22 protein-coding genes are annotated in these 26349 nt (G+C 41.5%); 20 read left to right on the plus strand and 2 right to left on the minus strand.

Annotated elements, in window-relative coordinates; all coding sequences use genetic code 11:
* Both ACY650_RS17140 and ACY650_RS17145 read left to right on the plus strand, forming a co-directional pair.
* Nucleotides 1–825, plus strand: coding sequence for a DUF4249 family protein (locus tag ACY650_RS17140; RefSeq protein WP_462249317.1), 825 nt, complete (start codon nucleotides 1–3; stop codon nucleotides 823–825).
* A 132-nt stretch (nucleotides 826–957) separates the two neighbouring features.
* Nucleotides 958–1704, plus strand: coding sequence for a hypothetical protein (locus ACY650_RS17145; protein ID WP_462249319.1), 747 nt, complete (start codon nucleotides 958–960; stop codon nucleotides 1702–1704).
* Here the strand turns inward: ACY650_RS17145 and ACY650_RS17150 are convergent, their stop codons facing one another.
* Nucleotides 1705–3951, minus strand: a complete 2247-nt coding sequence (locus tag ACY650_RS17150; RefSeq protein WP_462249321.1) for a TonB-dependent receptor — start codon at nucleotides 3949–3951, stop codon at nucleotides 1705–1707.
* Nucleotides 3952–4279: 328 nt separating this feature from the next.
* Between ACY650_RS17150 and ACY650_RS17155 the strand changes: the two genes are divergently transcribed.
* From ACY650_RS17155 to ACY650_RS17210, 12 genes are all read left to right on the plus strand, one after another.
* Entirely contained in the window at nucleotides 4280–4720 is a 441-nt protein-coding gene (locus ACY650_RS17155) for a hypothetical protein (RefSeq protein ID WP_462249323.1), read from the plus strand.
* A gap of 14 nt (nucleotides 4721–4734) precedes the next feature.
* Nucleotides 4735–6813 carry a fibronectin type III domain-containing protein gene (locus tag ACY650_RS17160; protein ID WP_462249325.1) on the plus strand — a complete coding sequence of 693 codons (2079 nt, stop codon included), beginning with the start codon at nucleotides 4735–4737 and terminating at the stop codon, nucleotides 6811–6813.
* A gap of 48 nt (nucleotides 6814–6861) precedes the next feature.
* Nucleotides 6862–9066, plus strand: a complete 2205-nt coding sequence (locus ACY650_RS17165; protein ID WP_462249327.1) for a DUF6443 domain-containing protein — start codon at nucleotides 6862–6864, stop codon at nucleotides 9064–9066.
* Between the two features lie 12 nt (nucleotides 9067–9078).
* Nucleotides 9079–12294: an RHS repeat protein gene (locus tag ACY650_RS17170; RefSeq protein WP_462249329.1), complete on the plus strand. Its 3216-nt coding sequence runs from the start codon at nucleotides 9079–9081 to the stop codon at nucleotides 12292–12294.
* An 11-nt stretch (nucleotides 12295–12305) separates the two neighbouring features.
* On the plus strand, nucleotides 12306–12791 hold the full coding sequence (locus ACY650_RS17175; RefSeq protein WP_462249331.1) for a hypothetical protein: 486 nt from the start codon (nucleotides 12306–12308) through the stop codon (nucleotides 12789–12791).
* 237 nt (nucleotides 12792–13028) lie between these two features.
* Nucleotides 13029–13238, plus strand: a complete 210-nt coding sequence (locus ACY650_RS17180; protein WP_462249333.1) for a hypothetical protein — start codon at nucleotides 13029–13031, stop codon at nucleotides 13236–13238.
* Between the two features lie 248 nt (nucleotides 13239–13486).
* Nucleotides 13487–17176, plus strand: coding sequence for an RHS repeat domain-containing protein (locus tag ACY650_RS17185; protein ID WP_462249335.1), 3690 nt, complete (start codon nucleotides 13487–13489; stop codon nucleotides 17174–17176).
* Between the two features lie 11 nt (nucleotides 17177–17187).
* A complete protein-coding gene (locus ACY650_RS17190) occupies nucleotides 17188–18411 on the plus strand; it encodes a hypothetical protein (RefSeq protein ID WP_462249337.1) in 1224 nt (407 codons plus the stop codon).
* A gap of 18 nt (nucleotides 18412–18429) precedes the next feature.
* On the plus strand, nucleotides 18430–18693 hold the full coding sequence (locus ACY650_RS17195) for a hypothetical protein (protein WP_462249339.1): 264 nt from the start codon (nucleotides 18430–18432) through the stop codon (nucleotides 18691–18693).
* A gap of 19 nt (nucleotides 18694–18712) precedes the next feature.
* On the plus strand, nucleotides 18713–19279 hold the full coding sequence (locus ACY650_RS17200) for an REP-associated tyrosine transposase (protein ID WP_462249341.1): 567 nt from the start codon (nucleotides 18713–18715) through the stop codon (nucleotides 19277–19279).
* A 458-nt stretch (nucleotides 19280–19737) separates the two neighbouring features.
* Nucleotides 19738–20472 carry a hypothetical protein gene (locus tag ACY650_RS17205; protein WP_462249343.1) on the plus strand — a complete coding sequence of 245 codons (735 nt, stop codon included), beginning with the start codon at nucleotides 19738–19740 and terminating at the stop codon, nucleotides 20470–20472.
* A gap of 322 nt (nucleotides 20473–20794) precedes the next feature.
* Nucleotides 20795–21154 (plus strand): MmcQ/YjbR family DNA-binding protein, encoded by a 360-nt coding sequence (locus ACY650_RS17210; protein ID WP_462249345.1) that lies wholly within the window; start codon nucleotides 20795–20797, stop codon nucleotides 21152–21154.
* On the opposite strand, the gene ACY650_RS17215 is transcribed toward ACY650_RS17210, so the two are convergent.
* Complete coding sequence (locus ACY650_RS17215; RefSeq protein ID WP_462249347.1) at nucleotides 21151–22233, minus strand: adenylate/guanylate cyclase domain-containing protein; 1083 nt, start codon at nucleotides 22231–22233, stop codon at nucleotides 21151–21153. The genes ACY650_RS17210 and ACY650_RS17215 overlap by 4 nt on opposite strands.
* A 52-nt stretch (nucleotides 22234–22285) precedes the next feature.
* Here ACY650_RS17215 and ACY650_RS17220 point away from each other — a divergent pair, with 52 nt between their 5' ends.
* The 6 genes from ACY650_RS17220 (at nucleotide 22286) to ACY650_RS17245 (ending at nucleotide 26348) form a co-directional block, all read left to right on the plus strand.
* Entirely contained in the window at nucleotides 22286–22570 is a 285-nt protein-coding gene (locus tag ACY650_RS17220) for a GNAT family N-acetyltransferase (RefSeq protein WP_462249349.1), read from the plus strand.
* Between the two features lie 100 nt (nucleotides 22571–22670).
* The gene (locus ACY650_RS17225) at nucleotides 22671–23309 is read left to right on the plus strand and encodes an SGNH/GDSL hydrolase family protein (protein ID WP_462249351.1); all 639 of its coding nucleotides are present in this window, start codon (nucleotides 22671–22673) and stop codon (nucleotides 23307–23309) included.
* Between the two features lie 95 nt (nucleotides 23310–23404).
* Nucleotides 23405–24244 carry a hypothetical protein gene (locus ACY650_RS17230; protein WP_462249353.1) on the plus strand — a complete coding sequence of 280 codons (840 nt, stop codon included), beginning with the start codon at nucleotides 23405–23407 and terminating at the stop codon, nucleotides 24242–24244.
* The gene (locus tag ACY650_RS17235; RefSeq protein WP_462249355.1) at nucleotides 24237–25229 is read left to right on the plus strand and encodes a glycosyltransferase family 2 protein; all 993 of its coding nucleotides are present in this window, start codon (nucleotides 24237–24239) and stop codon (nucleotides 25227–25229) included. Before ACY650_RS17230 ends, ACY650_RS17235 begins: the two co-directional genes overlap by 8 nt.
* 58 nt (nucleotides 25230–25287) lie before the next feature.
* Nucleotides 25288–25572: a hypothetical protein gene (locus tag ACY650_RS17240; protein ID WP_462249357.1), complete on the plus strand. Its 285-nt coding sequence runs from the start codon at nucleotides 25288–25290 to the stop codon at nucleotides 25570–25572.
* Nucleotides 25572–26348: a helix-turn-helix domain-containing protein gene (locus ACY650_RS17245; protein ID WP_462249359.1), complete on the plus strand. Its 777-nt coding sequence runs from the start codon at nucleotides 25572–25574 to the stop codon at nucleotides 26346–26348. The genes ACY650_RS17240 and ACY650_RS17245 overlap by 1 nt, the downstream gene beginning before the upstream one ends.
* Nucleotide 26349 lies beyond the last annotated feature (1 nt).

Below are 26349 nucleotides of genomic sequence, written 5' to 3' on the forward strand. Positions count from 1 at the left end.
ATGAAAAATTTGCTAACAATAACACTAGTGATCTTTTTGATGGGATGCGAAGAATTGGAGAGACCCAATGCTGATCAGTTTGTCGTAGAGGGATTTATTACCGCAGACTTCCCAATTAATGATATTATGGTGAAAGAGACGATCGGATTGGATGATACGTTGGTAGACATTCCAATCAGTGATGCAGATGTTAGGATAATAGCCAACAATGAGGTGATTCTCTTGGACTATAATTCCCTTGCATTTAAGTATGCTGATCAAAGTGGTGCCAGTATACAAGTGGGAGCTACTTATGAAATAGAAATTGAGTATCAGGGAACCGTTGCCACTGCAAGTACGATCGTTCCTGAAAAGCCAATTGATTTGAACTTAAGCCGAACAGAACTAGTAATTCCAACGCTGACACTCAGTTTTGCTTTGAGGCAACAAATAGCTGACTTGTTTGAAAATGAGGTCTCAACTTTTACGTGGGATGGAGTCCCGGGTAGATCATATTTCGTGGTAATTGAAACTCAAGAAGAGGAACTGGACCCGATCATTCCCGAAGGGGTGCCAGAGGAAAGTAAGAATTTACTTTCATCCTTCAGGTTTATCTCGGCACCTTCAGAAGAAACGTCATTTAATATTATCGGTATCGCTTTAGAAACATATGGTAGACATGTAGCCAAGGTCTACAGTGTAAATGAAGAGTATGTAGAGCTCTTCAATAGTGCAACTCAAGATTCGAGAGACCTAAATGAACCACCATCAAATATTAACAATGGACTAGGCATATTCACAGCATTTGCGGTGGATAGCTTAGAATTTACGGTTGTTCGAGAATAAGATACGTTTGACTATTTAATGTTTGAAAAGGCGGTCTTTTGGATCGTCTTTTTTCGTTTATTCCAAAAAATTGAGTGTTGAATTGTCAGCCTGAATTTGGAAAATAGCTGTTTCCGCATCAATTCTGTTCTTGTGACACGCTATAGCCCGTTCTTTTATGAAAAAGTTATGATGATGCAAGAAATAATTAGCATAGTGCTACTGGGAATTTCTATACAAGGTGGGGATCCTAAAGAAGAGGATGTGATAAAGGAAACGACTGGTCCACTTTATAATATGAGATACTGTGAGATTCTTCTGGCAGATTTCAAAGGAGTTAAGTTGGAGGTTGATGTGTACTCTACGATGAGGTGCAATAACTGTTCTCAGGAGACTTGGGACGCCATTGATCTGGACAAACTCGCAGATTCTAATGATGTATTCAAAGCGATTGCTAATGGTCCAAGGTATATGTTGATGGATAGAGCTACAAAACTAGGGGGTGAGTCACTCGAATTTTGTGCAGCCAATCTAGCTGGACTAGAAATGACCAAAGTAGCGTCGCTTAGCATGCCGCTCCGTCGCAAAAAGGCTTATGAACGAGTAGAGGTAAAAAGAAGCACCATCTTTCACTTTGAAGCAGGAAGGACTGTTCAGATTCTTAAGTCGTCAGAAGGTGATTGCTACATCATGCAGTCGTATAGTCAGATAGTAGATAAGGATCTGGGGTTGGATGACCTTGAAACCCTTGGAGATAGGCTAGATCTACCTAAAGGGTGGAGTTATCAATCCATCAAAATTTCTGATGATTTGGATGTAGCTACCACGGACGGTCTTGCTGTAGTTGTACAAGATGAATTGAAAAACACCTATCAAAAAATGGATAAAAACTGCTTTTGATTATTTCAATTGCCAGCTAATACCTAAATAAATCTTCCGTCCCACGATGGGTGCATAGGCATAGGCGGTATCAAAGCTGGAGCTAAAGCCTGTGCTGGAATTAGGATCGTTTGCACCTGTAAGCGGAGACCATGGTTGTACAAAGTCAAAGATGTTTTGCGTGCCTCCGTAAATGGACCAACCTTTTTGCAGATCCTTTGCTACTTGCAGGTTGTGAATGGCAAAAGCATCCGAAGAGGTTGGTCTTGAATTGGGTAAGGGATCTCCATTTACATCAAGATCGAAGACTTCAGGGAGAGCCATTGGACCAGTAATTTGAGCAGTGTAGCCTATGGTTGTTTTCCATTGCTTTATCTGATAATTAGCCGTGATCACTCCAGTCCACTTTGGAGCAAATTCAATGTCTCGCTTTACCCCGTCTTCAGTTTCAGATACATCTTGTAAGTTGAAGCCAAGGTTGAATGCAAGTGGAAAAACCATCTCTTGCTGGAGATTAAAACCTATTCCTTTACTTACTGCAAACCCGTTGGTATTGGCATATCTGATCTGACCTTCGTTCTCATAATCAGGAGTGATCTTATTCGTGAAGTAGGTGTAGAATACGTCGACATCCAACATTCCCTGACTTTGCCCAATCGTGTAGATATGATTAAGGTTTAGCGAGAAATTATAGGATTCCTCTGGCTTCAATGATTCCTCAATGATTACTTCACGCTGACCGGTGACAAATGCATGGTCTTCTGTGAAAAGGTTGACTATTCGGAATCCTGTGCCGAAATTGGATCGCAATGTGGTCCATTCAGAAGGTTTGTATTTGAGACTTAGTCTAGGAGCAGGAATCAACCCATGATTTTCATAATGATCCAGCCTTAAGCCTCCCAATGTGGTGAATCGATCCGAGACCTTCCATTCATCTTGAATGAATATTCCGGGTGTGTATTGATTATCAGGCACATTTTCTCCGTTTTGTTCTGTAGCCACCGTGTTGTCATCATACGATTGATAGCGAGAAGTAATACCTGTGGTTAGACTATGCTTGTTTACTACTTTGTTCCAAACGAGGTTGGTAAAAATGATATCCTGTGAAGCTCGATAATAATCTGCTCCATAATAGCTGTCTTGATCATGGGTGCTAAATGAATAATCAACTCGTATATTCTCAGAAAAATCAAATTCATAAGTGCCAAATAGTTCGAAACGATTTGTAAAAATACTTTCACCATAAACCTGTTCATTACCTCTTAACTCACGATAATTTCGATTGGTAAGAAATTCTTCTACTCCGTTTCTTCGATCTTCATAAAAGTACTTACCTGAAAGCGTAAACTTCTTTCCGGAGTTTCTATAGATGTTCCATTTGGAAAATAAGGATATTCGATCCAGGTTGATATTGTCACCAAAACCATCCTCATTACGATCATCAAATGCATTGCTGTAAGCATAGTTTACGCCTATGAATCCAGTGCTCTTTCCGATCCGCGGAGCTAAAGAGAAATTACCAAAAGACTCAAGGAAGGAGGTGCCCATGATGTCCGCAGAAAATAACGGCTGTTGAGCAGGATCTTTAGTTATAATATTGATCACCCCTGCGACAGCCTCAGAACCGTAAAGTGTAGAACTAGGTCCTTTGATTACCTCGAAGCGATCGATGATCATGCTTGGGATGCCATTCAACCCATAAACTGAAGCCAGGTTGCCATAAATCGGTGATCCGTCCATCAAAATGGCGGTATATGGACCAGGTAAGCCGTTGATGGAGATGCTATTGGTGAAACAAACGCCACATGCAACAACTTCCTGTACACCGTTAACTAAGGAGATGCCTTCGACAACACTTGTGGAGGCAGCTGGGATGTAGGTGTTTAAATGCTTTGCGGTTACTACCTCAACCTTCACTGGAGATTGAGAGACGAAAGTAGGGGACATGGTCCCTGTGACAACCACTTCGTCCATCGTAAGCGTGCTTTCCTCTAGCGAAAAATCCAATGAGCTATTGGATGGAACCTGTATTTCTTGTCTTAATACCTTAAAACCTACAGACCGTACTTCAAGGGTGTAAGTACCTGCCGAAATGCCCTTTAACAAGAATGAGCCATCAGGGGCTGTTATGGTGCCAAATTCTGTATCCAATAACTGCACAGTAGCACCAGGAAATGCCTCACCATCTACATACACGATTCCCTTTAGGGACTCCTGCGCGTTAAGCTGGAGGGATAGTAAAATAAGACTTGCAAATAGTGCTCTCACGAATCTAATCCTTGTGACTATGCAAAACTATAAATTAGTTTAAGCAAAACAAAAATTTAGATTAGTCTAAAAATATTGAGCGTGTTAATTATGCTGTATGGTTTCCATTTATTTATCCCCAGAAAGGGTTAATAATTATCATCTGATAATTGGAATTTGATTCCAAATTCATATTTTCGTGGAATCATCCTGCCCGACGTATTGGTTTTTAGTAATATTTAAGTGATTAATAGCTAAATGAGTTAACCAAAATTAAATTTTGGTAACATTCTTTTTTCTCTGATTATCACCTGATAATATTGCATGTTGTAGTCACCAACTTTTACTTATGAAACAACTTACACTCACCGCAGTATTGCTTACGGCATTACTTTCTGGCAATATGTGTTTTGCCCAGTCTTCGAATCTACATGGTACCTGGACCATTGATTTTGACGAAACATTGGATCTTGTAACAAGTGGCCGCATGGTTCAATATGATACATTGAGCGAAGAAGGCCAGAGTCAGCTACAGACGCAACTGTTAGATCAGCGATTCATTTTTAATCCGGATTCAACCTTTCTAATGGGAACCAATGGTGCTCAGTACTATGATGGACGATGGGTGATAGAGTCTAACCAGCTAAAACTTACTTTCAATCAAGGAGCCAACCTTGAATACCCAATGGAGTTCGTAAATGCTACGGAAGTTAAGCTAACAGTTGTTGCTGATCCTAATTCGAATGCACTCTTCCACCAATACTTGCTTAAAAAATCACCATCTAACTAAGACCGACTAGCCGAATGAATATTTCTAAGTTCACCACTATACTTACATTTTTCTTTGTTTTGGGATGCTATCAGGCATCCGCACAGTGTGCCCTTTGTCCACCGGATGATGATGGATGTGTGACTGATGCAAATGGTGATTGTATCGATCCAATCGATCCTATAGGTGGAGGTGGTGACGATGGTGGCGGAAACAATGGTGGCGGTGGAAGTTCATCTGTTCCTGTGGCTACAGAGGAGTCTTCGAAGACTACGTTGAGCTTCAATGCCAATTGGAATGCAGTAACCGGTGCTACATACTACTACCTGGACGTTGCAGAAGATAGTAATTTCAGCAACATTCTTAGTGCCTACAATAATGTGGAGATTGCAGGTACCAATGCCGGCGGCGGTGGCATACAAGGCCCTGATGGAGACCCCCCACCAACAGTATATTCAGTGTTGAACTTGACTCCCGGAAAAAATTATTACTACCGGGTAAGAGCCAAAGATTCCGGTGGTACGGTCTCTGGAAATTCAAATACCATAACAGCAAATACGCTTATCAACGCTCCAACAGCGCTTCAGGAGAATACACGAACGAATACGTCCTTTAAAGCGCGATGGAATGGAGTATCTGGTGCAGTTTCGTACAGGTTGGATGTGGCCACGAATAACAGTTTCACCAGCATGGTATCCGGTTATAATAATAAATCGGTTTCAAACACGAGCCGTACCGTATCAGGACTAACTCCGGGAAAACGTTACTATTACCGAGTGAGAGCAGTAGGAGCAGACATTACCTCATCTAACTCAGGCAATATTACTGCGAACACAACCATCTCTGCGCCGACTGCACTGGAAGAAAGCAATAAAGGAAACCAAAAATTTACAGCTAATTGGCAATCAGTTACCGGAGCCGTTTCTTATCTGTTGTATGTTTCTGAGGAAGATGATTTTTCTACACATTTAACGAATTATGACGGCTATTCAGTGACAGGAACCTCACATGAATTGACAGGCCTTACAAGGGGAAAAAAATACTATTACAAGGTGAAGTCTGTTGGCTCTCACTACCAGTCCAACGGGTTTTCATCAAGCATAACAGCGAATACCTACATTTCTAAGACTATAGTTGCAGAAGAAACTGCCAATACATCTGATGGATTTACTGCAAATTGGAGCGCTGTTACCGGTGCTGAGACATATTTGTTATACATAACCACCGTAAGTGGTGATTACAGTGCTGCAAATTTGGTAGCAGGATACGATGGCGCTTCTTATACCAATACAAGTGCAAACGTTACGGGCCTTCCTTCGGGTAAAACCTTTTATTATAAAGTTAAATCAAGAGGTCCGGATATTGCTTCAGGATATTCATTAGATGAGATCACAGCCCACACCACCATTGATCCACCGGCTACAGCATCAGCATCCAATCAATCAACGACGGGATTAACGCTGAATTGGGATGCACATCCGGATGCAGATTCATACTTACTTCAGGTGAGCAAAGTTGTTGATGATTTTTCATCTGCAAACTTGCTGGCCGGATATGATGATCTATCGGTAGCAAGTAACAGCATAAATTTAACCGGTCTTGAAATAGGGAAATCATACTCGTTCCGCATCAAGGCAGTAGGTACTTCAGAGACTTCAGCGTATTCGGCCCCAAGAACAGTAACGACTATCATAGACATTCCTACTGCCACAGCTGCAAGTAATCCAGTAGCGGATGGCTTTACCGCAAATTGGGATGCTGTGCCCGGTGCGCAATCTTATAACTTATGGGTGACAAGCGTATCTAATGATTACGGTGCTGGAAATGTGATAGATGGTTATGGGCCTAAATCAGTAACAAGCAATTCAGAAGATGTAATTGGATTGTTTACAGGAACTCAATATTACTACAAAGTTCAAGCGGTAGGTGAGGATATTTCTTCGCTATTTTCTCAGCAGATCACTGCAAATTCTGCGATGCAAGTACCAGTAGTTTTGGAAGAAACGAATTTATCAGAAACGTCTTTTACGGCGAACTGGCAACCTATTTTGGGCGCTACGGCTTATACCCTTCAACTATCGAATGTTGCAGATTTTTCAGTTGTACTGGCTTAATACACGCTCAATGGAGCAGCACATGATGATAAATTCATTTCTGGATTAGTGGACGGCTCTAGATATTATTATCGAGTTAAAGCATATGGTGCAGTTGCAGAGTCTGAGTATTCAGCGCCAATCACCGTTGATCCGATAGTAAAACCGGGATCAATTTCCTTTGTGGGTATCGTTTGTGCGGGTGATGTGCCGGGACAAATAGACGGTACGCCGGCAAGTGGAGGCACTGGAGCCTACGAATACCGTTGGCAATTCTTTAATGGGACTACCTGGATACCCTTAGTAACAGGTGCAGGTTTCCAAAACTACGCAACGTCTCAACCATTGAATTCTGATACTCAGATCAGACGGCAAGTTCGCTCAAATGGTGGCGAATGGTTTGATTCTGATCCGATTACATTGACGGCATACAATGTGATAACAGATATTGGTACACTTTCAGCAACTGGTGAAACGATTTGCCCGGAAGAATACCTGGAGTTTACCTATGCTCCGGCGGCAGGAGTAAATACAGATGGTACCCATTTGATTGGAGTAAAGGGGGCAAGCGAAATTGATTTTGGACAGATTTCTGATACAAAGTCCATCAATGTGCAGGAAGGATATAGCTATTTCGTAAGATACGATCAGCCGTGTACCACTACGGACTATGAGACCAACCAGGTTTCATTCAGTTTCTACACCAACTGTAACATCCCTCCATCGATGGATCAAAACTTTGTGAGAACCGAAGTTCCATTGGTTCCTGTGAGCTCCGAATATGAGCTTTCGATTCTAAACACGGATGATAAAGCTACTTCTTATGCCTACTCTGATGGATTGGGTAGACCGAGTGTGAGCATTGCGGTCCAGGCGGGTTCGAACTATGAAGATGTAATTCAGTTCAGTGAATACGACGATGAGGGAAGGGAAGAATATTCTTACCTACCTTATATGGAAGTAAAGCCGGTTCCGGGTGAATACCTTGAACCAGGTACCGCTAAAACAGAGCAGCTAAGCTTTTATGATCCTGCTACATCTGCTCATGCAGATATTGGACATGATACCAAACCATACTCCAAAACGGAGTGGGATGCACGTGGTAGAGTTAAATCCGTCATTGCACCGGGTGTAGCATGGCATTCCGGGGATAAAAAGACCAGTTACTATTACGATGTATTCAATCCCTCACAGTTTACAGGAAACGCTTCAAGTATCCATGCGCCGGTAATAAAGTGGGAAGTACACAATGGCCTTCCAAGACATTATGTAAACAATAGCAACATTGAAACCTACGGAGCGAAAGAGTTATCCATTTCTTTAGTTACAGATGTCGAGGGGCGACAGTCACGATCGCTAACAGATACCCGCGGACTTGCCATTACCTCACAGGTGTTTGACGAAGATCAAAACAAGTGGGTAGGGTCGTACAACGTTTACGATGATTTTGGACGTGTGGTATTTATGATTCCGCCAAGACTTGCGGAGATTGCAGCACCTACACAGGCACAAGTCGATGAGCTTGCCTTCCAGTATGTTTATGATGACAAAGGGCGTGTCATTCAGGAACGTGCGCCGGGAGCAGGATGGGTAGAATACGTGTATGACCACTGGAACAGGCTGGTGCTAACACGTCATGCTGCGCAAGTAAAAAATTGTGACAATGATGGGGAGAATTGCGACAACTACTGGACGTACTACAAATACGATGCACTGAACCGTGAGATCATGTCAGGGGAGATTTTGGACGATAGGAATAGAGAGACGCTTAGTGATTTTGTTGGTGCGATTCAGACCGACAACCTTCGATTCGAAGTTTGGGATGGCATCAATGCGGAAGGATATTCAAACGATACAGCCTTCCCGAAATCCTCGGATTATGCAGGAGCTGACCAAATGATCATCTACACGGTCAACTATTTTGACAACTATGATTTCCTTAACGTTGCAGGATGGGATGCTGAAGGACACGATTTTGGTCTAACAAACCCGACAGGCTTTGATCACTTTGGCTGGGGACCTGAAGGATATACCCTGCTTACAGAAGATTTATTGATTGAGGACAATCGACAGACATTGCCAGGGGAAGATCCACCAACAGGTGATTACGAACATAATGGAAAGTATGCAAAACGTCCGGGCGTTACCATCACGTTTGCAAGTGGAGCGGTAGCCGGTCCTGAATTTGACGAAGTAGCCGCCGACATGCCATACACTGCGATTATTGGAGGATCTACCGGTAGCAAAGTGAAAATTTTGGGTACGAATACCTAGTTAAATACCGTAGTGTATTATGATGAGAGAGGGAGAGTGGTCCAGACCATAACCGAAAACCACAAAGGCGGAACGGATCGACTGAGCAATGAGCAAGATTGGAAAGGAGAGTTACAACAAATGGTGTTGGAACACCACAGCAAAGATGATTTGGGTGTAATCAATGAAGAGGTAACCATTCTGAGTGAATACGTGTATGCCCACAATGGTGAGTTGCTGGAAACGTATCAGACAATCGACGATGATCCGCGTATTTTGGTGGCATCTTACAACTACAACATCCTGGGAGAGCTGGTGGAAAAAAACGTACATCAGGAGGAAGGCAGTACGGCGTTCTTGCAATCCATTGATTACCGATATGACATCCGTGGTGCATTGACACGCATCAATGATGCAGACCTGAGCGATGGAGAGGATGACTTGTTTGGGATGGAATACTATTACGAAACGCCGCAAAGCATTAACAACACCAACACCACTGCGCGTTTTGATGGGATGGTAAACGCCATGGTTTGGAATGCAAATAACAACCCAGCCGGAACAAGTGATTTCGATAAAACGGGGATTGGTTTTGTTTATGACAAGCAAAATCGACTGAAGTCTACCGTTTATGGGACGGGGGCTTCGTTAAACGATGCAGCCAATGCAAATGCCTATTCCATGTCTGTAGGTAGCTATGATGATAATGGCAACATTCAATCGTTGAACAGAACTTCAGACGGAGATCAGGTAGATCAATTGAGCTATGTATACGAAGATCACTCCAACAAACTGAAGAGTGTAGACGATAGCAGTACCAGTCCGGACAACGCTGTTGGTTTTGACAACCGCATGGAATCAGGAGGTATTGTTACTGAGTATCAGTATGATGCGATGGGGAACATGGTTGAGGATTTCAACAAGGAAATAGAAAAGATTACTTACAACCACCTGCAATTAGTAGAATCAATTCAGTTTATGGATGGTACAAAGGTTTCGTATACCTACGATGCGGCACGTAATCGTTTAGCGAAGGAAGTGCTGGACGCTGACGATAATTCCATTGCAAAGGTGGATTACATTGGAGCAGTTGAATACCTGGATGATGCAATCAATCAAGTGTTTACAGATGAAGGACGTGCATATAAACAAAATGGAGAATACCATCACGAGTATTTCTATACCGACCATCAAGGCAACAACCGGGTAGCATTTGGAGATCTACCGGATCGTAATGTGTATATAGCAACAATGGAACCTTCTCGTATAGATTACGAGAAAACTTATTTCCAATTCCCGAACGATGATATACGAAGCACAGCCGAAAATCATACTCCGCTAGGTGAAGGAAGTGTGGCATTAAATGGTACCATTGCCGGTAGGGAAGTAGGTCCGGCGAAAGTCTTAACGATTGCAAATGGTGATGAAGTAGCTATTGAAATATGGGCCAAATACAACAATGCCTTTACCACCAACACAGCTGTAGGTAGCATTTCATCTGCAATAGCCACCGCTTTTGGAGGTGCAAGTGCAGGTACAGGACTGGAAAACAATGCATCCGCCTTGACCAATGCCTTGGCTTCGCCTAGCAGCTTCTTGTTTGCCAACGAAGATGCGAACAGCAACGAACCGCGTGCCTACGTACAATACATCTTTTTTGATGCGAGCTACACGTTTAAAGAAGAGGGTACGGGCTATCAGGCGGTGACCAGCGCCAGTCTGGACAAGTTTGCCAAATATGAATCCGGAACGTTGACCTTCAATGAACCGGGATACTTATTTGTGTATTTGGTAAACGAAACCAATGAAGATAAAGACGTCTTCTTTGATGACCTGAAGATTACGCATAGCAGTGCTACAAGAAGTTTCAAAGTATCTCAGGTAAATGATTTCTATCCGTTTGGATTGCCAACAAGTAACAGCTGGCGAAACTCGGGATACATTGATCCGGGACTGCTTTACCAAAGCAGCTATGCGAGCTACGACAGCTTAACGGGGTACTATGATTTTTTAAGTAGAAACTACGATCCGGTATTGGGACGTTTCTTTGCAGTAGATCCGGCAGGACAGTTTAGTTCGCCATATACAGGAATGGGGAATGTGCCACATTTTGGTACGGATCCGAATGGGGAGATTTTTGGAATCACAGCTATTTTTGGTAGCAAATTGCTAGCTGGAATTTTTTCAGGCGCTGTAATAGGAGCAGGAACAGGTGCCGTCTCATATTCTGCTCAAGCAGCATTTAGCGGTAACTGGGATTGGGGTGCTTTTGGCAACTCAATTGGCATGGGTGCTGTTAGTGGGGCAGTTGCAGGAGGTGTCGGTAAAGCTCTTGGAGGTACAGGCGTATTTGGTGAGGCCGCTAAAAAAGTTGGAAATGGTTTTGATTGGTCCAAAGAAATTGGTAGGGCATTTACACATGGGGTAACTCAACAAGGTGTGGGAGCAGCATTTGGAAATGATCCATCACTTGGAGGATTTACAGCTGGGTTCGGCGGCAGTATTATGGGATCTACCTTGTCAGGCGCCAAGGCGAATAAAGCTCATATGATTGGAGCATCTTCTTTATTTGGAGGTAGCATATCAGGGTTGAGTGGTGGTTCTTTTTTGGAAGGTTTTGCTTCTAGCGCGATTGTTGCTGGGGCTAATCACGCTCTTCATGACTTAACAGACCCGAAAACTTATCGAGAAAAATGTAAGTGTTATAATGCTCTTGTAGAAGCAGCTAGAACTGGGGGCAACCTTGCTGGGTATGGGGCAGGTGCAGTAGGAGCTATTAGTCAATCTTCTTTAGTAACTGGTGTTTCTGGTTCGCATTGGCGTGGGTTAAATGGTAAATGGTATAGAATAGGTTGGGGTGGAAATCAATGGACAGGCGCACGTTTTTTAGCATTTAGCAGGGCTTTATCAATATCTTCACGATTAGGGTTTTTAAGGGTTGGACTAGGTAGACTTGGTACGGCAGGTACTATAGCGAGCGTCCCATTTGATTATTATTCGATGAGAAGTGGCCAAATAACAACGCAACGCTTTGCTTACAGGGCAACAGGTGCTGGAGTTACGATCGGTGCTTCAATAGGAGTTGGAGCAGTGTATGGTGGTCCCTTTGGAGCTGCTGCCGGAGCGCTTATATCTGGATCATGGTGGCTCGGTGAACAAGTCTATGATATGTGGAATAACACATTTATTCCGGCAATAAGAAGTGCGATGCCAACAGGGAATTGGTCAGGTTTTAGAGGGTTTAGATAATGGGGTAAGGCATGGTGAAGTTCTCAATTACATTATCTAATCACATTAAAGTCACTGCATTTACGTGGCAAACTTCCATCTTATATTTTGTGATATGTTATTTCTTAGGATTTGACTTAGAAGGAACTCTAGTTGGTTTTGGACTATTTAGTTTATTTATAATCCCCTCATTCTATTTGCACTTGGAGTATTGGATAACTAATTACGGACAAGTTGTTGAAATTGAAAATCATTCACTAAAGATTACGAAGAAAGGAGTATCTAATAATTATCAATTTTCAGAAATAAAAAAAGTAATTGTATACAAGTCAGCCAGCCTTGATAAGGGAGGGATTCCTTTTAGCACAATGGAATATTATAACTATGCTAGAATTATATTAAAATCGGGTGAAGAAATTATTCTAACATGTTTATTATCACCAAGAATAGATAAAATCACAGATCAAATCACAGGAGTAGCCAAAGAACGCAAAAGGGGTTTTTTTCATCTCTTGTGACACAAGTCTTCAAGCGTGGAAGGTCTTAAGGAGTAATTTGTAAATAACTAGAAAGTAGAATTAAAATGAGTAGAAAATACAAAATGAACTATCCAGAAACATTGATATTGTTAGGAAAAATATTTCAATAATAAAGTAGTACCGAAGGAGAAACTTGTGTGTCAATTATTCAAAAATAATTAGCTATTAGACCAACAAAATCACCAACCAAAAAATAGATATTAACCCATTTCAGCAATGAAAAAAATACTTACACTCGCCTTATTCATTTTAAGCATTTCGTTATCTGCGCAAGTGATGCCTTCACCGGATGCAGCATCCCTTATCAAAAGTATCAATACGCCGGTGAACCTCTACAATGGAGTTGCGACCGTTTCCATTCCTTTATACGAGGCCACTGCAAACAATGGTGCTTCAGTTCCAGTTGGTCTCCAGTACACGGGTTGAGGCATTAAAGTCAAAGAGATTTCAGGTGTTGCAGGTCTGGGTTGGCAGCTTTCCGCTGGAGGTTCCATCACACGAATTGTTCGTGATCAGCCGGATGAGCATGCGCCATTTTCAGAAGAACTTAACTACCAAACCGTGCGCAACATTGCAATTGGTGAGCAAAAATTTGATTTACAAAAAGATGTATTCTTTTTTCACCTTCCCCGGAGGGAGGAGGAAAATTCATTTTTTCTGAAAGCATTTTCGAATTGTCAAATGGCAGCTTTCGGAGAGATTGTCGTGCTGCTTGTGATGGATTGCCTGCCGGTGAACTTGGAGATTGCTTAGATGATTGCGATGATGTCTATGAAGCGTTGGATAACGCTTTTATTACGCCTGATAGCTACAGCACCAATGACATTGTAACACTACCATCGTCAGATGTGAAAATTGAATTTCATTATGAGGATAAATTAAAATCTCACTTTATTATTACCGATACACAAGGAACGAAGTATTATTTTGGTCAGACAGATGGGTCTCGTGAAAAAACAGCTAATAATTTTAAAGACAATTTCAATAACGACGAATATCAGGACAAGAATGAACGTGAGTTCATCTCTACGTGGCATTTAGATAAAATTGAATACCCTAACCTTCCTGCAGATGAAGGAATTACATTCACTTATATCACCAATACCATCACTACGGAGACAGTCAATCGCATGGTTCCTGCTAGTTCTGATTTAAACCTCTATGCGGATTGTATGGAAGATAAAAATTCGGGGGAAAACTGTGACGATTGCATGGATTTTAATGGTGAGGTCGACAACCCACACAGTGAAGGATCATCCGCATATGACAAAATTGATAAACACAATAAATACTATCACAACAACTTCGTAACTCAGAGATCGACCATTGAGACCAAACTCATTTCCAGGATTGGTTTTACTAAAGGGTACATAAAATTTGACTACAATGGGGGACGTAATGATTTGGAAAATGGAAAGAGCCTTGCTAAGGTGTCCATTGGTGAAGGAAGTTCCATAGTGAGTACCACGGAGTTGGATCATTCTTTCTTTAGTTCTTCCGATTCATATTTTAAAGGAGCACCTCTTGGTTTAAGCTATGTTCCACTCAAAGGCTACCGACTCAAACTGGATGGAGTGATTCGTGACGGTATTCCCGTTTCAGAATTTGAATACATCAATGACACGTATTTCCATCCTGACGGGTCAGACATGTACGAGTTGCCCCCAAGGGATTCTTATTATACCGATCATTGGGGCTACTACAACGGAGGACCACATCAAGGAGCTATGTATACCTGGCACGGTCCGGCTGAAGTTGATGGAACCACATTCCCTGGAATTGATAAAAGCATTAGTGAGTACGCGAAAGCCAATATGTTAACCAAAGTCATTTATCCAACTGGTGGTTATAAAGAGTTCTATTACGGCATACATGGTGAGCATGGCGGAGTACGCGTAGACAGTATAAAAATATTTGATGGAAACGGTCAAACCGTTTCTGACATGTCCTACACGTATTTGGATGAATACAACCCCTTGGATTTTGAGTATGTAGCTGATCACATTGTTACGGTTCCTGAAGATCGCAATGAGGTTGTTGGAGAGCAGATCCCACACATTTTTGAGAGCAGTCATACCTTGGTGTTTGATTTAAATGGACCTACTAATGGCTATCGAACGGTTGAAGAGCATAACGTTACCAGTGGCGCTAAGTCGGTGCATGAATTCATCCGAACAGGAGACATGGATCGAGACATTCAATATGCTACCAAATCTTATGCTATAGTAGATACTTATCGGGATACGTTTGATGATTATACGGCAAGACCGGTATTAAATGAAGAAGGGACGTCAATTATTGACTATGAGGCTTTGGATGATAATGCATTTCCGTATGCAACACCTACCTTACTTTATTTTGATCGCGGGATAGAGAAAAAAGTAACGAACTATGATAAAGCTGGTAAAAAGTTAAGTGAAGTAGAAAATCATTTTCTTCATGATGCTTTAGCAGATTTTTCGGTTTCTAACCATTCATTTCACTTAGAGTACTTAGATGAAAACGCAGGTATTTTTGCAGATAATAGTCTTGAATTCTGGTATGTGATCTCTAAGTATGATATCACAACACGAAATCTCAAGTTAGATTACTCGATTTCCAGAACCTACGATGACACAGGTTTAGGTAATTTGATAAGCGAGACACGCACCGATTATGGTTATTCTAATGAGTTTGAAACACTGCCAACATTGGTGGAGAGCGAGACAACCATCGATGGCCAGGTAATTCAGGGAACTAAAAGCCGTACTTATTACCCATTTGAAAAGAATGACATTACCATTGTTGAAGATCCGACTGTACTGGATGAAATGGTCAATATCAACATGATCGCAGTCCCAATTCAGTCTGAAAGCAAAGTACTCTTGCCGGGTGAAACGGCGTATAAGTTTTCTGGTAACTCATTAACGACATTTAAAAACGAGAACGCAATGATTTTGCCTTTTGAAAGTCACGTCGCCATTTTGCCTGAGTTGAAAAACGCTGATTACGAATTTCAACCAGATGATTTTGAGGTTACCTCTACCGTATCATACGACGATCAAGGGTGGGTGACATCACGAACGGGTCAGGATGGAATAGTTACAAGTTATATCTACGATAGCAGGGGACATGTAACGAGCATGACGGTGGATCCGGGGGTAGAATCCTTGAAGCGCACGACCTCTTATGAATACTACCGTCTGGGCAGGTTAAAAAAAGTAACTGATCCAAATGGAAAGGAAATGTCTTACGTCTACGACGATCAAAACCGACTGCTCCTAACAAAGGATCATTTCGGGTCTATCCTCAAAAGATATCGCTACAATACGGTGGGGGAATCCAATTCCGGACTTTCGGTAGAGATTCAAGGAAATGCAGGATATAACCTCACCAATAGTCCAATCACGCTTAAGGCCCATTTAACTGGGTCTACCTATGGCAGCCCGCAATTTGTTTGGAAAGACGATGATTCTAGTACTGCATTTGCCACATATACCTATGCAAATGAAGGAACATACAATATAGATGTGACGGTTACAGATCTTGATCACCCTGATCTCACAACTTCAGATAACTATCCGCTTACCGTGTTTGACAACATTGCAGATCTTACGATTAGCGGCCCTACTAGCGTAGAATATTGCCACGATCATGGTACGGAAGAATTCCTGCAAGACGATGATGGTGGAAATAATGTTGAAACGGAAACCGGGACATTCTATAGCGGTTCCAGTCAATTTACTTATGGCTTTGGCTACGGTGCTCGGTGCTACGAAGGATATGAGTTTGTCATGTATGAGTACAAACGCCCCGGTATCGATTGGACACGCTTTGGCGATGTGGGACAGACAGTAGTGGAACTTCCATTAACTGCTTTTGATGAGCATGCTACTGAAAACTACACCATCGATGTAAAGGTTACGGTAAAAGATTTATGCAGCAACCAGGAGTTGAAAAAAGAGCGCTCCATCCAGGTAGTGGCTTGTGGTAGTGGTGGCCTTGGTGGACCGGATGACGGAACAGGAGGGGGAGCCAGCTGGAGTTTGAGTATCTCTCCGGCAGCGGCAGAACTTTGTCCGGATGGAAGTCCGTCTTCAGTTAATGTTTCCGCTACTCCGGGTGAATTGCCAAGTTGCTCATCAGGCTTCACTTACACCTGGGAGTATAAGGAGGTAGGTGCCAGCAGTTGGTCACCAATCACCGCATCGAATGATCAGTCTGCAGTAAGCCTGTCACGTAGTTTCCTTACAGGAGGAACAACAACGTATGGTGCATGGGATGTTAAGGTGACGGTGAGCGATGGATGTGGCGGCACGAATGTGAAGACTGCCAGAGTGAGCATCTTAGCTAACTGCGATGACGGGGATGGCATTCAGGATTAATTAAACCAAAGGTGCGTTTTGTAGCTTTTCTGTTGTTTTCATGCTTGATGGGCTCCCTTTCAGGACAAATCAAGTTTGATGTCAACGTGTCGGACAAGCACCTCAAAAAGGTGGAAAAATCCGGAGATGCCAGAGAAAAGTTCAAAAACTACCGCAAGTTTTATCAAAAAGATAGTGCCAAAGCGGCACGGCAAGCCTGGAAAGACTACAAGTATGACAACAAGGACAGCCTGAAGTCTGAAGGCAAGTGGAAGGAGGCGAAAGCAAATCGTCGTGAGCTAATCCTGGGGCAGTATGAGCTAAATCCGAAGAAATACTACGTGGATCCTGCCAACTTCGGCATACCAAAAGACTCAACGGATTGGGCGATACAACAGCTGGCTCGTGATGGAGACTTTGCTCAAGTGCAAAAGATCTACGAGGCCTACGGGCAGTACGACTCAGCTTACCTGGATCAGTTTCATCCAGACTCTACCTTGCTTGATAGCGCCACTCTTGCGAATCGGTTTGATATGAAGCAGCGGCTAGCGTCTTACTTGCCACCCGAACTTGCTCAGGAAAGTGATTTTAGCATTGCACAGAAGATGAAGCACGGCGCAGTGGATGAGTATGGCATGCTAACACGGATAGATCGCTCCGGTGTATCGGCTTTTTTTGAAAACATCTCGCCGGAAGAGTTTACCAAGTCACAGGTGTCATTGCAGGCTGCCAAAACGAAGTATGCTGCCATACCTGAACTTTCCAAGCCGGAAGAGGGAGTGAAGCGAAACTCTCTGAAAGGCTCGCCATTAAAAAATCGACTGTTTCTTAATGGTAACATCGCTATCCAATCAACAAGTCCGATGATTTTAGATGCCAACATACAGGTTGGATACAAATGGACCAAAGCATTTTCAAGCGGTGTGGGGTTGTTGCTGCGTGAGCAGTTTAGCAATCGGGATTCTACCTCTCTAACCGGCGATGCACACGGGGTGAGCGTGTTCAGTAATTATGATATTCTGAAAGGGTTCTACGTCTATGGAGAATATCAGCTGGTGAAGAACAAGTCGCTGTTTCAGGAGACTCCTGTAGCGGCGACCTGGCAATACGCAGCTTTGCTAGGCATAGGAAGACGTTTTCAGCTTTCCAATAAGATTAGTGTGAGCATATCCTTGCTCTATGACTTCAACTACAAAAACAACAATTTGAATCAACGACCTTTGGTGCCTCGGATAGGGTATCAAGTGAATTTTTAATAAATAAATAAACCAAATATGAAAAACCTGATTGCTTTAGCATTCCTTATTTTATCCTTTTCAAGTTTCGCTCAAAATCAAGATTTACGTGTTGAAAGAGGTCGGTTCTATGTGAATAATCAACGAACCTCGCTCAAAAATTTTGTAAGTGCGATGGAGTCCAATCCGGCAGCGTATCAGTTGGCACTGAAGGCAAAATCCGGCTACGACGGTGGGTCTGTTCTTGCCTTTATCGCGCAAGTCTTCCGGCAAGGGAGGTGTGAAGGAGTGACTTGGGCGTAGCTAGTAATTAGAATTAAAGATGAGTAGCAAATACAAAATGAACAATCCGGAAGGAATTTATTTCTTGTCTACAGCAGTTGTCAACTGGATAGATGTATTTACTCGAATATTATACAAAGAAATTGTTATTGAGAGCTTGAAATACTGTGTCAAGAATAAGGGGATGATGCTTTATGGATACGTAATTATGACTAATCATATCCATTTAATTATCGGAAGGAGACCAGATGGATCTGCATTCGCAGATATGGTACGCGATTTCAAGAAATTCACATCCAGTCAAATTTTAAATGCAATTCAAGATAACCCTCAAGAAGGTAGAAAAGAGTGGATGATTTGGATGATGGAGCGTGCGGCTCAAAAAAATAGCAACAATACAAATTTCCAGTTCTGGCAACAAGACAATCATCCCATCGAATTAGAAGGTGATTGGATAGAACAGAAGTTGGAATATGTACATAAAAATCCGGTTGAAGCGGGATTCGTGAGAGAACCGGAAGAATACAGGTACTCCAGTGCCAGCAATTATGCTGGAAAGGGAGGTTTAGTCGAAGTAATTTCAGTTTATGATGGAGAAGAAATATGATTTTGAATTATGAGTTTAGCCCAAGTGGCGCCAGCACTCTACCCTTGCTGGAAGACTTGCGCCATAAGGGGCTCTATTTATTGAAGCGGACAATAGTGATCACAACCAAATTTTTGATGTCAGAACTTTGAAGTATAAAGTTGAGAATGACAATTATATCTTAACATATGAAAAAAAATCGGTTGTCTTCACTACTGAAATAGTAAAAAAAAGTAATAAGACATTTTTGATATGTATGCTTGAAAATATGAGACATGAAAAACCAATTAAGCTTCGGGCAAAAGGCAAAAAAGAATTTCCAGATTGGTTTAATGAATATTTGATCAAAGCAAAATCAAAGGATTAAACTCCTAGCTAGTTCGAGCTTGTAGCTCGGACTTGTTGTTTATCGATGCTTATCTTCTCTAGAAATTGATTTGATTTAAGGTACGAGCTAAACCTACAGAGATATGTAAATTATGAAGCTACTTTATTTTGCTTTTGCGTTAATTATTGCTCCTCCGACATTTAGTCAATACTACTCGGATTATCCATTGATTTCATTCAATGATGCAATGACATATGGAGATAGAATAAAATCAATACATATCAAAGGGAGTGATTATCATAATATTAATGATAAACTTAAGTTTGATGAAAATGGGAATCTAATTTCAAGAAAGGATTTAATTGGTAAACGTTTTGAAAATTTTCAATATCAATTAACTGAGGATTACCTAGAAATAAGCGTAAAAAATAATGATGATAAAGCAAAGTTACTAAGAAGAGAGATTCACTTTTTTGATCAGAATGATAATATTAAAACCTCTCTAAAATTTTTTCGAAAAGATACGATTGAAATAGGTTGGTTCTATAAAGACAATCAGGTATTTGCCATTACCCCAATAGATTCCAATACTAAAATCACCCGTGTTTTCGAAGGTCTTTGTTTAGTTGAGTCAAGAAAATCCTTTAAAAAAGAAATAAAAGGTGAAGTGCTTCAACAGTGCGATTCTCTTGGAAATGTTCTTTTAAGAAAAGAATATTACTATGAAAATGGAAGGAGAAAAGAAGCTAAAGAGTGGGTAGGTGGCATTCCATGTTTTGATTGCAAATTCACCTATGATAAAAGAGGTAATTGGACTAAATCATTTATAAAAACGGATGATGGGTATAAGCTGTATTCTAAAAGAAAGATTTTATACCACAATTAAATCTCACCTAAACCATAGCAATTCCTCTTATCTTAAGCTAGCAAGAGGCCAATCTATTATCATGAGTAAAGAAGAATATAAGCGCATTAACTCTTATCGTGCAAGTCTTCCGGCAAGGGAGGTAAAGTATGTCCTCTTATCGCGCAAGTCTTCCAGCGTGGGAGGTGTTGAGGAGTGACTTGGGCGTAACTAGAAAAAGAATGCAGTAGAAATTAGTTATGTGATGAACTAATGAACTAACCAAACTCCCCTGCCACGTTTCGTGTCCTCACGAAACATCGGTAAATACAAGTCGTTTCAACTCATCACGATCACCTAAACCATGAACATCGAAAAATTCAGAGATTATTGCCTCATAAAACCTGGCACAACAGAAGAGACACCATTTGGGCCAGATACATTGGTGTTCAAAGTGATGGGCAAGATGTATGCACTAACGGGTATTGAATCATTTGAATTCATCAACCTTAAATGTGATCCTGAATATGCCATAGAACTACGTGAGCAATATGACGGGTCGATTCGTCCTGGTTACCACATGAATAAGAAACAGTGGAACTCGGTAGATACCGATGGGAGCGTACCTGATAACTTAATCAAGCAACTCATTGATGATAGCTATGACTTAATAGTGGCCAAGTTGCCTAAGAAGGTGAAGGAAGAGCTAGATAACTTAGGTTAGTTAAGGATGAGGTCGCTTACTGCGTAGATTTTAAGATTCTTTTGCTTTCCTTTTAGCTGGATGTCACCCATCAACTCATATTCATTGTTTGTGATCTCACTTAGCGCACTCTCAATGTTCTCGGAAATCAAGACTTTACGGTTAAACTCATTACAGCAGGCCTGAATACGCGCGGCAGTGTTCAATACATCACCATGATAAGCAATCTCTCGCTTGATTTCTCCAACCTCGGCTACCATAACGCTTCCCATCTCAAGTCCCGCTTTGAATTGGGGTACGAGCCCAAACTTGGATTCGTAATAGTTACGCTTGCTTTCTAATAGGTCACGGTAGTTGTAGTAAAATTTGATGCAATTCAAATCCTGGAGCCCATCTTCAATAGACCAGCTCAATACGATCTCATCACCAACATATTGGTAGATATCCGCTTTGTGTTTGATGACCAGGTCAGATACATCCAGAAAGCACGTTTGAATCAATTGGCTGTACTTACTATGGCCTAACTGCTCCGCAATGGTGGTGGAGCTTTTTAGATCCAAAAACATAAATATGCGATTCTCCTCTTTCGGATGGTAGAATTCACCTTTTATCATCTTCCAAAGGTTTCCGGGGCCAAATTTCTTGTCCACCTCTCGAAAGAAGTCGATTAGAAACCCTACCATGAAAATGTAGGAAGTTAGCAGCAGCATCTCCTTGGAGAAAATGAATGTTTGCAGGAAAGCCCAATCAAATTCGATACCCACAATTCGAGAAAACGATCGAATACCAAAGGTCACAAGAAGTAAAATTGAAATCATGTAGCTGACAGATCCTATCAGCATCGTTTTTCCAAAAGAAACCCGTTTATATATGTATTTCTCAAATAGGAATTCGAGCGTTCCAAAGATGAATCCTGAGGCGATTCCTATCGCAAAATGCAGCTTTACGTGCTGTAAAAGCGTCAGCGGTGGGTTTCCATCTTCCCGTATCACTTCATGGCCAAACTCACGCATAATTGTCCAGAATGCAAAAGCAGGCGTCCAAAGTAGAAAATGGCGTAGCGCGATTTTAAGGTATTTCGATTGGAGGATTCGTTTCAAAACAGCTGTAAGGTATGATGCTCAGTTCTAATTCAGATGCTATCTTTCAATTATGAGTTTGAAAATAGAAAATGAAGAATCGGATTCAAAAGGTTCTTACTACATACTTGAGAATGGAAAGAAGGTTGCCGAAATGACCTACTCAATTGCTGGTACAGATCGAATCATCATTGATCACACGGAGGTGGGTGAATCTTTGCGTGGTACAGGAGTAGGAGAGCAACTGGTTCGTAGAGCTGTCGACGATGCACGAAGCAAGGGAATCAGTATTGTGCCTTTGTGTCCTTTTGCTCGAGCTGTCTTCAATAAAAATGAGGAGTTGAAAGATGTGCTGTAAAATGTGACGGGGGAGAGATTAAAAATCTGTAATTTGCATAAAATCCCTAATCATGCGTTTCTTAATCGTTTTATCCTTCTCTTTATTAATTGCTTGCTCTATGCAAAAGAAAGACTCTACGAGTGATAAATCCTTCATTCACCTGGCTTTAGGTGATTCCTACACCATTGGTGAAGCGGTAAATGTAGATGACCGTTGGCCGGTGCAGTTAGCTCACAGATTGAGGCAAGATTCTATAAAGATTGACCCTGTGATTGTTGCAACTACAGGTTGGACTACTGATGAATTGCAGTCTGGCATTGTTAAGGCAGACGTAGAAGGCACTTTTGACTTTGTGACTTTGCTGATTGGTGTCAATAATCAGTATCGTGGATACCCAATTGATCAATACGAGCGTGAATTTAAAAGCTTGTTAGATCAGGCAATCCAGTTTGCCGATGGAAACCCATATCACGTGATGGTAGTATCAATTCCAGATTACGGCGTAACACCTTTTGCTAAGAAGAAATTTTTGGATGAAGAGAAGATTGCACGTGAGCTCGACAACTACAACGCCATCGCTGAAAAGATCGCCAAACTTCGAGATGTTAAATTCATCAACATTACACCCGGGTCAAGGTTAGCAAAAGAAGATCCTTCGTTGATTGCTTCTGACGACCTGCATCCATCAGGTAAAATGTACAAGATGTGGGTGGATGAGATGTACGAACACGTTTTTAACAACCTTTCGTCCAGATAAATCTACTAAAAATTCAATTTCGTCGTTGATTCATCAGTATATAATAAAATACACCTATTTTTGATCCAAATCACTAGTTTGTCACAACGAATCTCATGAAGAGGCTGTTGATCATTTTGTGTTATGCGTCGCTTTTATCCTGTCAGGATAAGGTGATATGTCCTGCCTATCAGAGTACATACATTCTGGATGGTCCGACGCGTGATGCCTATTTCTCCTACGTTTGGCAGCTCGATGAAAATACACGAAATCAGTTCTTGGCTCAGCAAAGAGGAGAAGATCCCAATGATTCACTTGCCGTTGGTGAAGTGGTTCAGCCAAAAACGGATTACTACGCATATGCGGGAGAAAAAGTGGTTCCATGGAGAGTTCAGAAGAAAACGAAATATGGAATCATCAAAGAGCCGATAAGTCCGATCATCAAGGATTATCAGATGCGTACTGCACCAATGGAGAATGTTCATGGTCCTGAGGAAGTGACGAACGAGTTTGTAGCCTCTGATTTTGCTGATTCGCTTGGCGTAGATTCACTCGCCATTGCTATGGATTCACTTACCCTGGACTCGACAGCAGCTGTTGCATCAGCTGAGCCTATCGAAGCCAAGGAGGAGACAAAATACTTATTTAGGTATGATCCAAGTGATAATTTCAATGTTGAACAGGAGTATTACAACAAATACTTTGGTGAGAAATTCATAGACAGACGTCCAAAACCAGAGCCTAAGCCCGTAGCTCTCGACTCACTAGGAAACCCAATTGTGCCAGATTCAGTAGCAACTAAAGAGCCTTTCTTCAAAGGATTATTCAAGAAGAAAAATAAGAAGAAAGACGAGCCTGTAGAAGAATCTGAAGAGGAAACCCCACCACCAGCAGAATCCGAAGCTACCACCGAGGAGGGAGAAGAAGAGAGCGGTGAAGAAGGAGGGAATGACTAATTCCAATCCACTTGTTTCAGTAGTTCTACCATTTTATAATGCTCCATACCTAAAAGAGGCAATAGATAGCATTCTCAATCAAACGTATTCAAATTTCGAACTGATCCTTGTTGATAATGGGAGCACTGACAATTCGGTGCAAGTAGCTAAAAGGTATAAAAGACATCCGCTAGTTACGATTATCAATGAACCCAATAGAGGAGTGGTTCATGCTGCCAATCGTGGAATTGAAGCAGCTAAGGGTGAGTTTATTGCTCGGATGGATGCTGATGACATTGCAAAGCCATTTAGGCTGCAAGTCCAGGTAAATGAGTTTCTCAAAGATCCTGACCTACAGGTTGTATCGGGGCTAGTTGATTACCTGGGACCTAAAGAAAACGAAGGATTTATCCAGTATGTAAACTGGCTGAATACCATTAAATCAGAAAGAGACATTTCGCTCAATCAATTTGTAGAGTTCCCCATTGCCAATCCCACTTTGATGATTCGAAGTGAGGTTTTTGCAAAACATGGAATGTATGAATTAGGTGATTTCCCCGAAGACTATGAGTTTTTTCTACGGTTGCAGGCTGAAGGTGTCAAAATGGGTAAAGTGGATGAGCATATTTTGTTTTGGCGGGATACCGAGAGTAGGCTTACGCGAAAAGATGAACATTATTCTCAAGATGCATTTTTTAGGATTAAAGCAAAGTACTTGGCAAAGTGGCTTGCGCTCAATAATCCCAATCATCCAAAAGTCTATTTATGGGGTGCTGGCAGGCTTTCCAGACGGAGAAGTGACTATCTTATAAAGGAAGGCGTTCAGGTAGTCAGCTATGTTGATTTAAAGGAGGCTAAGAATACCATTCATTACAGTAAGATTCCTGGTAGCGAAGAAGCTTTTGTGGTTTCTTATGTAGGGAATAGAGGGGCTAGAGATAACATTCGTTCATATTTGAATCAAAACGGCTATTCAGAAGGTGTCAATTACATCATGGCATCATAAATATCTAAAAATTTTAGTATTTAATATTTTTTGCTAAATTTAAGATCAAAATACGATCATGCAGTTAGCAAAAGATTTGATTTTAGACGATTATTATAAGCTTCGGATTTCTTCCAAGAGGCTTAATTCTGGTCGTTATCAAGTTAAATTCTTTGCTACCATACGTGAGGAGAAGCAGCTTTACGGATATGTTTTAGTTGAAGCCAGCGAAACATTGAAGTCAGTTATTACCAGAATAAAAAAACGCCTTAAAGAATTGGATTATGGTTATGAAAGTAATCACCTCCATTTATATCATTTGGGGCAAGAATCGCAACCATCAAATCTTATGATTTTTGAATAATGGCCAGAATACCTAATAACATCAAATTCCTTAGAAAGAAGAAAGGGTTTACTCAGGAGACTTTTGCGCAAGCTCTTGGAATCAACAGACCATCAGTTGGTGCATATGAGGAAGGAAGAGCGGATCCACGATTAACCACGCTTTCTAAAATGGCAGAGCTGTTTGAAGTTTCTGTGGATGAGTTGATTAATGAGGATTTGACACGTGAAAACAGAGTGCCAAAGCAAAACGTCAAAGTGCTTGCAGTGACCGTTGATGAAAATGCAGATGAGGAATACATTCAGCTTGTTCCAACAAAAGCTGCAGCAGGATACACCAACGGTTATGCGGATCCTGAGTACTTAACAGACCTCCCAAGATTTCATTTGCCAGTTTTACCTAAAGGTGGTACTTATCGCGCTTTTGAAATCGCAGGAGACTCAATGCTTCCGATTGTTTCAGGTAGTATCGTCATAGGTAAATACATTGAGCAACTCGATTATATAAGGAATGGGAATACCTATGTATTGGTAACGCAGACTGAAGGTGTAGTTTATAAACGAGTATTCAATTACATTGAAGAAAAGGGAAAACTGTATCTGGTTTCCGATAATAAATCCTTTAGCGCTTATGAGCTTGATCCAGCTGAAGTGATGGAGATTTGGGAAGCTAAAGCTTATATATCTGTAGAGTTCCCAGATCCTAATGCAACGGATGACCTTTCGATGGATCAATTGATGGGTATGATCGGCAATCTTAGAAATGATGTAGAAAGACTAAAGAAGAATACAGACTAGC

Origin of the sequence: Ekhidna sp., from assembly GCF_963691765.1 — a bacterium.
GTDB lineage: Bacteria > Bacteroidota > Bacteroidia > Cytophagales > Cyclobacteriaceae > Ekhidna.

Coding starts and splice junctions, on each gene's coding strand:
- ACY650_RS17225 (WP_462249351.1), top strand. CDS start 22,671: ATGCAAAAGAAAGACTCTACGAGTGATAAATCCTTCATTCACCTGGCT.
- ACY650_RS17160 (WP_462249325.1), top strand. CDS start 4,735: ATGAATATTTCTAAGTTCACCACTATACTTACATTTTTCTTTGTTTTG.
- ACY650_RS17230 (WP_462249353.1), top strand. CDS start 23,405: ATGAAGAGGCTGTTGATCATTTTGTGTTATGCGTCGCTTTTATCCTGT.
- ACY650_RS17180 (WP_462249333.1), top strand. CDS start 13,029: ATGAAAAAAATACTTACACTCGCCTTATTCATTTTAAGCATTTCGTTA.
- ACY650_RS17155 (WP_462249323.1), top strand. CDS start 4,280: ATGAAACAACTTACACTCACCGCAGTATTGCTTACGGCATTACTTTCT.
- ACY650_RS17200 (WP_462249341.1), top strand. CDS start 18,713: ATGAGTAGCAAATACAAAATGAACAATCCGGAAGGAATTTATTTCTTG.
- ACY650_RS17140 (WP_462249317.1), top strand. CDS start 1: ATGAAAAATTTGCTAACAATAACACTAGTGATCTTTTTGATGGGATGC.
- ACY650_RS17195 (WP_462249339.1), top strand. CDS start 18,430: ATGAAAAACCTGATTGCTTTAGCATTCCTTATTTTATCCTTTTCAAGT.
- ACY650_RS17175 (WP_462249331.1), top strand. CDS start 12,306: ATGGTGAAGTTCTCAATTACATTATCTAATCACATTAAAGTCACTGCA.
- ACY650_RS17210 (WP_462249345.1), top strand. CDS start 20,795: ATGAACATCGAAAAATTCAGAGATTATTGCCTCATAAAACCTGGCACA.
- ACY650_RS17240 (WP_462249357.1), top strand. CDS start 25,288: ATGCAGTTAGCAAAAGATTTGATTTTAGACGATTATTATAAGCTTCGG.
- ACY650_RS17205 (WP_462249343.1), top strand. CDS start 19,738: ATGAAGCTACTTTATTTTGCTTTTGCGTTAATTATTGCTCCTCCGACA.
- ACY650_RS17235 (WP_462249355.1), top strand. CDS start 24,237: ATGACTAATTCCAATCCACTTGTTTCAGTAGTTCTACCATTTTATAAT.
- ACY650_RS17220 (WP_462249349.1), top strand. CDS start 22,286: ATGAGTTTGAAAATAGAAAATGAAGAATCGGATTCAAAAGGTTCTTAC.
- ACY650_RS17245 (WP_462249359.1), top strand. CDS start 25,572: ATGGCCAGAATACCTAATAACATCAAATTCCTTAGAAAGAAGAAAGGG.